The sequence below is a fragment of the Limimaricola sp. G21655-S1 genome, from assembly GCF_027213785.1.
GTDB lineage: Bacteria > Pseudomonadota > Alphaproteobacteria > Rhodobacterales > Rhodobacteraceae > Limimaricola.
In genome coordinates this window covers 385,111-391,110 of sequence record NZ_JAPWGO010000002.1, presented here as the reverse complement: position 1 = coordinate 391,110, position 6,000 = coordinate 385,111, and the positions used below count along the sequence as shown (strand labels likewise).

Here is a 6,000-nt window from a genome sequence, read left to right as displayed (position 1 = left end):
ATGGTCGATGCACTGGCGTCGGCGCGAGGGGCTCAGAAGTTTCCCCGCGCCGCCTCGGCCAGGATGAGCTTGTCGAGCGTCAGATCGGAGACCGCCCGCCTGAGCCGTTGGTTCTCCTTCTCGAGCTCCTTCAGCCGCTTCAGCTGGCTCCGGCTCATGCCGCCGTATTGCCGCCGCCACCTGTAGTAGCTCTGCTGCGTGATCCCGACCTGGCGCACAGCATCGGCAACCGGCATGCCTTGGCCATGCAGCACCTCGATCTGCCGCAGCTTCAGCACGACGTCCTCGGGCTTCTCGCGCTTTCCACCCATCGCTTCGTCCTCCTCCTGACGAGATAAATCTATCTCAGTGGGCGGAGCACTTCAGTGGGGGCAGACCACAAGCACCTGTTGCAGGGGGACGCGGCCGTTGCCGTGATCCTCGTCGGCGTTCCCAAGCTCCGGGAGGCGGTCATGAGCGATGAGGATAAGGATCGCTGGTTCGAGAAGCTGTTCCTGAAGCCGATCAACGCAGGGTCGCGGGACGCCGAGCACTTCGCCAAGTGATGCGACTGGATGGCGAGTTCGCTGGGGCTCACGATGGCGGCTCGGGACAGGCTGCCCGAGCGCATCCTGTTCGCCGAGCAGGGGCAGCTGGGTCGCGCGGTGGACCTGTTCAAGGAAACCATGACCCGTGCACTGTGGGCCTGCCGCGAGGCCCCGAGCCTCGAGGATGCGGAGCAGCGCTTCGAAGCGCTTTACGGCCCGCGCGAGATGAGCCCTTTCGCGCCCGGGAACTGGGATGCCGTGAGGTCGGAACTGGAAAAGTCGGGATGGGGGCGGTGACGATGTTGTGGCCCTTCATGCCGCTCGGCGTAGGCGAGACACTGCTGTCCTACGTTGCCCGGCTCGGCCTGTTCCACGCGGGCACGGGGCCGCGCCGGCTGCTCGACGATCTCGGGGTGTCGGCAGAACGGTTCGCGGCCGGGCATGCCGATGAGGTCGCGCGGCTGGCCGAGGCCACCGGAAACGACCTCGGCCTGCTCGATCGCGCAGCGGTACGGATCGCGCCGCGGCATGTTGAGTTCCAGGGCGAGCGGCTGTCGAAGGATTTCCTCGTCACCCGGGTCGCACGCTACTGCCCGAACTGCCTCGTGACCAGGGATCGCGCCGACTGGGAGCACAGGCTCCTCTGGGGATTCCGCCACGTCCATCGCTGTCCGGACCACGGGGTACGACTGGCCGCGACCAGCAATCATCTGGCCGTAGGCCTTCGGCAGGTGGTCGATGCGAATGACGTCCGTCCCGAAGAACCCGTGGCTGACGAGCAGCCCGAGTATCTCGACTGGTTGGCAGAGCGGCTGCAGGGCGGAGGCTCGGGGGACGACTGGCTGGGCGGCCAGACCATCGAGCAGGTGCTTTCGGCGTCCGAGATGATCGGCGCGGTCCTGCAGCACGGGCACAAGGTCAGCCTCAAGAAGCTGTCCGGAGCAGAAAGGGAGACCGGCACCGACATCGGCTTCACCATGCATCGCGAGGGGTCCGAAGCCGTCACGGAAGCGCTGACGACGATCCACGACACGAGTTCCGCTTCCGCCCCCCAAGCCGGACCGCTCGCCAAGTATGGCAATCTCTACGACTGGCTCGACCGCCGCTGCAACGCCATCCACCCGGGTCCGATCCGCGATCTTCTCCGGGAGCACATAATCGAGCATGACGCCGTCGGGGCGGGGTAGACCGTGCTCGGGGTCGAGATCACCCACCGCCGTTACCATTCGGTCGAAAGCCTCGCCGAGGCCACCGGGATCTCGCGCAGCAGGCTCGGGCGGCTGCTGCAGAAGATGGGCAGGGTTCCGACAGGCGCCACCGACGCGGAATGCGGGCGCATGCGGTTCGACGCCGAAGAGATCACGGGGTTCATCGCGGATTCGGAGACGGCCATCCCGCTCCTTGACGTCCCGGAATACATCGGCGCCAGCAAGCGGCAGGTCGAGATGCTCTATGCCGCCGAGATCGTGTTGCCGCTCGTGCCGAGAACGGGGAGGGGAGCGGTGCGCAATGCCGTCTTCGCGCGCCGGCATCTCCACAAGCTGCTATCCACCATCAGCGAATTGCCGGAGGCAGGACCGGCCGATGGCTCACTCGCTTCGATCAGTTACGCCTGCCAGAGGGGGATCGGGACGACGCCGGATGTCGTGAGACGGGTCCTGAGCGGGGAGCTTCCCGCCTTTCGCAAGTCCGGGCCACCACGCCTCGATCGCGTCTTGGTGTCGCCGATCAGGGCATCCGCCTGATCCTCGAGTTCGACGAACGACGAAGCAGGGTCCGCGAAAGCGGGCCCATTTTTCGTATCACTGGCAGGTTTTGCCAGATCTTCACTTCGATTTCCGCCGGATCTCGACTACAAGATCGCCGGATCTCGATCGCGAGCAAAACGAGGGCGCAAATATCCCATTGATCGCAAAGGGAAATTCTGACGCTTTCGCGCTAAATTGAGTCGGATTTACAGACTTTGTAAATCCGACCCGAGTTGAGGCGGTTTCGCGGTCGAGATCCCGCGAAGAGGCCGGACGCCACAATATCAAGTGTCCGGCAGGGTCGGACGCCATAGACTTCTACCGAGGGCGGCCTGACGGCCGCCCGTTTCGTTTCAGGGACCAGACATGACCATCACTCACCTCGTCACCCATTCGGGCGGCTTCCACGCCGATGAACTCCTGTCCTCGGTCATCCTGACCCGGCTGTACCCCGAGGCCGAGATCGTTCGCAGCCGTGACAAGGACTGGATCACACCCGGCGAGGGGCGGATCATCTATGATGTGGGCGGTCAGTACGACGCCGAGGCGCGGATCTTCGACCACCACCAGAAGCCGAACCCGCTGCGCGAGGACGGGCAGCCCTTCAGTTCCTTCGGGCTGGTCTGGGCTGAATACGGCCGTGACTACCTGCGCGCGCTGGAGGTTCCCGAGCATGATATCGACGCGATACACGCCTCGTTCGACCGTGGCTTCGTGCTGCCCGTCGATCTGCTCGACAATGGCGCGGTGGACGCCTCGGCGGCGGGTCCGCTATTCTCGGGGCTGACGCTGCCGGCGTTGCTCGAAAGCCTGAAGCCCGCCTTCGACGACCGCGAGGAAGGCGCAGACGATCGTGCCTTTGCCGCCGCCGTGCCGATCGCGCGTGCCTTCGTCGAAGCCCGCATCCGCCGCTCGGCCGCGAAACGGCGCGCCGAGGGAATGGTCGCCGAGGCGATCGCGGCGGCAGGCGATGGGCGGGTGCTGGAGCTGCCCATGGGCATGCCGTTCCGGGCCGGTGTCGAGGCGGCGGGAGCCGATCACCTGCTTTTCGTCGTCCACCCGCGCGGCTCCGACTGGGCGCTGACTACGATCCGCACCGGCGACGACACCTTCGAGACCCGTGCAGACCTGCCCGCCGCATGGGCGGGGCTGACCGACGAGGCGCTGGAAAAGGCGTCCGGGGTGAAGGGCGCGAAATTCTGCCACAACGGCCGCTTCATCGCCGTGGCCGACAGCCGCGAGGCGATCATGGCGATGGCGGAGCTGGCAGTGTCGGAGGTCGCGGGATAGGCCATACGACCCTGCATCGTCCCCGGCCGTTGCGTCCGCTGCGCGCAGGAAGGGCGGTGCGGGGATGAAGCCCGGCCAGACGCAGGGCAGGTCCGTTGCGGTGACCAAGCTCGGAGCAAACTTTGCGAACCGGCTTGGCTTGGTCTGACTTCTCGTGGGGAGCGCCATCCGCTGAGAGGCGGCAATGCGCCGTTCAATTCGGAGCAAAGCAACGTAGAGGCTGCCAAGTTCGCCACCGGAACTTCCGCATCTCTCGTGATGGTCCCCCTTAGCTTTCCGGTCGGCCAAAGTATTGAACGCCAAGACGGCGACAAAGGATGGCGGCACCGCGCGGACCAAAGGCCGGTCCTTTCGCGTTCCATATCATGGGCCGCCCGCATGGCGGCGCTGAAGAAGGCGGAAGGCATGCAGGACCGACGCGGCGAAGGGCCCGGGCCCGGCGTAGGGGCGAACCCGCATTCAGAGGGCGAAGGGCCGACTGAACCAGCGGCGCCCGAGGAGGCCGGGCGGGAGCGCGGCCGCGGGCGCGAGGCGTGGCGGCCGGATCAGATCCACCCGGCGGGCTGGCGCGACATCTGGCTGCGCGTCACCGGGCGGATCGGACGGGAGCTCGTCCCGCTGGTCGCGGCGGGGGTCGCCTTCTTCGGCATGCTGGCGCTGTTTCCGGCGATCGCGATGCTGGTGTCGCTGGCCGGGCTGTTCTTCGACCCCGAACTCGTCATCGATCAGCTCGACGCGCTGGACGGGCTGGCCCCGGCCGAGCCGCTCGGGGTGGTGCGGGATCAGGCGGTCGAACTCGTGAGCCAGGCCCCCGGTCAGGCGACGGCCACGGCGATCATCAGCCTGGTGCTGTCGTTGTTCTGGGCGTCGCGCGGGATCGACAACCTCGTCAGCGGCATCAACATGGCGCATGCGGAAGACGAGTCGCGCAACATCATCATGCGCAACCTCGTATCGCTGGGATTGACGGCGGTGCTGACGGCAATGGCCCTTGCGGCCTTGGCGCTCGCGGTGGCGGCGCCGCCGGCCGCGGAGGCGCTGGGCCTCTCGGGCTGGACCGACACCATCGTCAGCGTGGGCCGCTGGCTGGTGCTGGGGCTGCTGTCGATGGCGGCGCTGGGGCTGCTCTATCGTTACGCGCCGGCGCGAAGGCCCCCGCGATGGAGCTGGGTCACGCCGGGGGCGGTCATCGCCACGGCGCTTTGGCTGGGAAGCTCGGTGCTCTTCGCGCTTTTCGTGCGCAATTTCGGTAGCTACCAGCCGACCTACGGCGCGCTCGCCGGGGTGGTGATCCTGCTTCTCTACATATGGATGACAGCGTTCGTGGTGCTGCTCGGAGCCCTGCTGAATGCCGAGATGGAGCATCAGTCGCGGCGCGACACCACGCGGGGGGCCGTCAGGCCGATGGGAGAGCGTAACGCGGAGATGGCCGATACGCTCGGGCCAAAGCCATGAGCGACGGTCAAAGCCGGACTGTTCCCATGGAGAGACGTGGTTGGATGCCGAGTTCGGGTCGGCGGCCACAGGCCGAAGCCATTACGCGGGGATTCTCGCAATGGCGAGCGATACACGGCCACGGCGATGAGGCGAACCGGGCGACGACCGGTCCCTTCATGACATTGGCCAGCGGCAAGGCGGCTCAGGCGCTGGCCAGCACCTCGACCGTCACGTGACCGACACCGCTGCTGAGCAGGCCGATATCGTCCGCCGCGCCCTTGGACAGGTCGATGATGCGGTTCTTGGCGTAGGGGCCGCGATCGTTGATCCGCACCACCACGGATTCGTTGGTGGCCTCGTTGGTGACGCGCACGCGGGTGCCGAAGGGCAGGCTGGGATGAGCGGCGGTAAGGCTGTTCATGTCGTAGGTCTCGCCATTGGCCGTCTGGCGCCCGTGAAAGCCCGGCCCGTACCAGGAAGCGGCCCCCTCGAAGGTCTGGGTGGCGCTACCGGAATGCGCGGTGGCGAATGGTGCCGCCGCGAGCAGGCAGCTTGCGGTCAAGAGGGTCCGAAGCGTGGCGTTCAGCTTGTTCAAGAGGCCCGTCCTTCAGTGGTGGTCCTAGGGTGTGCGCCCCACTTGAACACCCCCGCGCCATCGCGCAACGCCGAATGCCCGATGGTTCCCCTGCGGGCCAAAGGCTGGCAAAGCCTCGCCATTTTCCGCAGCCCTCGCCGGCACGCATCCGCCGAAATCACCGGGCTGGCCATCGTTTCGCGGCACGGGTCTTGAAACGGAGGTAATGGGCACGATGTCGAGCCGTCCGCTCGGCCGAGTTCCGCCACCGCAGCATGGACGCTGCCGCTCGGCACCTGCTTCGCCGGCGATTGGCGAAGGTGACGCCGGGATCGTCGAGCCATGGGCTCCACATGGGCTCCATGGGTTCGGCCCCAGCGCGGATCCCGGTGCCAGTTCCCGGCGCTCCGTCCGTCCCGCTGAA

The 6,000-nt window shown here is 66.8% G+C and carries 6 protein-coding genes and 1 pseudogene; 5 read left to right on the top strand and 2 right to left on the bottom strand.

From position 1 onward, the window contains the following. Positions 1-311, bottom strand: a pseudogene (locus O4G76_RS04350) (transposase); the annotation flags it as partial. A 243-nt stretch (positions 312-554) separates the two neighbouring features. On the opposite strand from O4G76_RS04350, the gene O4G76_RS04345 reads away from it, so the two are divergent. The 5 genes from O4G76_RS04345 to O4G76_RS04325 all read left to right on the top strand — a co-directional run bounded on the left by O4G76_RS04345 (position 555) and on the right by O4G76_RS04325 (position 5,020). Continuing rightward, positions 555-824 (top strand): hypothetical protein, encoded by a 270-nt coding sequence (locus O4G76_RS04345; protein ID WP_269396156.1) that lies wholly within the window; start codon positions 555-557, stop codon positions 822-824. Positions 825-826: 2 nt separating this feature from the next. Next, positions 827-1,714, top strand: a complete 888-nt coding sequence (locus tag O4G76_RS04340) for a TniQ family protein (RefSeq protein ID WP_269396170.1) — start codon at positions 827-829, stop codon at positions 1,712-1,714. Between the two features lie 3 nt (positions 1,715-1,717). Continuing rightward, entirely contained in the window at positions 1,718-2,272 is a 555-nt protein-coding gene (locus O4G76_RS04335) for a hypothetical protein (RefSeq protein ID WP_269396155.1), read from the top strand. 369 nt (positions 2,273-2,641) lie between these two features. Beyond that, positions 2,642-3,565, top strand: a complete 924-nt coding sequence (locus O4G76_RS04330; protein WP_269396154.1) for an MYG1 family protein — start codon at positions 2,642-2,644, stop codon at positions 3,563-3,565. A 405-nt stretch (positions 3,566-3,970) separates the two neighbouring features. Next, complete coding sequence (locus O4G76_RS04325) at positions 3,971-5,020, top strand: YihY/virulence factor BrkB family protein (protein WP_269396153.1); 1,050 nt, start codon at positions 3,971-3,973, stop codon at positions 5,018-5,020. Positions 5,021-5,204: 184 nt separating this feature from the next. On the opposite strand, the gene O4G76_RS04320 is transcribed toward O4G76_RS04325, so the two are convergent. Continuing rightward, positions 5,205-5,597, bottom strand: coding sequence for a septal ring lytic transglycosylase RlpA family protein (locus tag O4G76_RS04320; protein WP_269396152.1), 393 nt, complete (start codon positions 5,595-5,597; stop codon positions 5,205-5,207). Between the last annotated feature and the right edge of the window lie 403 nt (positions 5,598-6,000).

Bases quoted from the DNA above. Each gene is read 5' to 3' on its own strand.
- O4G76_RS04345 (WP_269396156.1), top strand. From the start codon at position 555: ATGGCGAGTTCGCTGGGGCTCACGATGGCGGCTCGGGACAGGCTGCCC.
- O4G76_RS04330 (WP_269396154.1), top strand. From the start codon at position 2,642: ATGACCATCACTCACCTCGTCACCCATTCGGGCGGCTTCCACGCCGAT.
- O4G76_RS04325 (WP_269396153.1), top strand. From the start codon at position 3,971: ATGCAGGACCGACGCGGCGAAGGGCCCGGGCCCGGCGTAGGGGCGAAC.
- O4G76_RS04340 (WP_269396170.1), top strand. From the start codon at position 827: ATGTTGTGGCCCTTCATGCCGCTCGGCGTAGGCGAGACACTGCTGTCC.